Genomic DNA, 1,382 nt, shown 5'->3' with positions numbered 1-1,382 from the left:
ACACCGGGACGACGACCATCAACCCCGGCGCGGTCCTGGACACCGCGGCGTCCGGGATCGCAAACAGCAGCGGCATCATCAACAACGGCACGCTGTGGTTCGAACAGGGGTCGCGCGGCACCGTCGGCCAAGCCATCGGCGGCAGCGGCGAGCTGGTCAAGTTGGGCAGCGGCACGCTGACGCTTTCCGGGGCCAACAGCTATCGCGGCGGCACCTTCGTCGAAGAGGGCACGCTGGCGATCTCCGCAGACGAGAACCTGGGCGCGGCCTCGGGAGCGCTGACGCTCGATGGCGGCACGCTGCGCAACACCGAAGCCTTCGCCACTGAACGCAGCATCGGCATCGGCAGCGACGGCGGCACCTTGCAGACCGACGCCGATCTCGCGGCGAGCGGCATCGTCAGCGGCAGGGGTGCTCTCGTCAAGACGGGTGCCGGCACCTTGACGCTCAGTGGCGAGAACGACTACAGCGGCGGCACCGATCTCAAGCAAGGCGGCATTGCCGTCACCCACGACAGCGCCCTCGGTACCGGTGAACTCGCCATGCACGAAGGCACCACGTTGCGCTTTGCCGCCGATGGCCTCGCCCTGGCCAACCCCATCGCCTTCACCGATGCCGTCGATCCCATCATCGACACCGGGCCCTTCACCGCCACCCTCACCGGCGCCATCACCGGCCCCGGCGACCTGAGCAAGATCGGAAGCGGCACGCTCGTTCTCTCAGGCGCCAACAGCTACGGCGGTGCCACCGCCGTCACCGAAGGCACCTTGCGCGCAGGCGCTGCCGACTCCTTCAGCGCTGCCTCGGCCCACAGCGTCGCCCCCGGTGCCACGCTGGATCTTGCCGGCTTCAGCCAGAGCATTGCCGCGCTCGGCAATGCCGGCACCGTTTCCCTCGTCGGTGCGACACCCGGCACGACTCTCACCGTCAACGGTCCTTACGTGGGCAACAACGGCCTGCTGCGCCTGGGCACCTTCCTGGGTGACAGCGCCAGCGCGAGTGACCGCCTTATCCTCAGTGGCCCTGCAGCCGTGGCCAGCGGGCGCACCACCCTGCAGATCATCAACCTCGGCGGCCTGGGTGCGCTCACCACGGGCAACGGTATCGAGCTGGTGAGCGCTCTCGACGGCGCCACCACCACCGTCCAGAGCACGAAGGATGCCTTCGCCCTGCAGGGCGGCCGTGTCGATGCTGGCGCCTTTGAATACCGCCTGCAGCCCGGCGATGTCGCGGGCGCCGGGGAGAACTGGTACCTGCGCTCCACCAGCACCAGCATTCCACCGGCACCACCGGCTCCTCCGGCCTCCCCGGCACCCGTTGATCCGTCCCCGCTGCTGCCTCTGGCTCCCACGGCTGCCCCCATCCAGGTGCCCACCTACCGC

1 protein-coding gene is annotated in these 1,382 nt (G+C 69.2%); it reads left to right on the top strand.

What is annotated here, in order from left to right; translation table 11 throughout:
- Positions 1-1,382: autotransporter-associated beta strand repeat-containing protein (locus tag APY03_RS21660; RefSeq protein WP_198161276.1), on the top strand; the 1,382-nt coding region annotated here is incomplete at both ends.

Source organism: Variovorax sp. WDL1 (assembly GCF_001541225.1).
Classification (GTDB): domain Bacteria; phylum Pseudomonadota; class Gammaproteobacteria; order Burkholderiales; family Burkholderiaceae_C; genus Variovorax.
The sequence above is the reverse complement of the archived record's forward strand: the minus strand, read 5'-3'. Positions and strand labels throughout refer to the sequence as shown.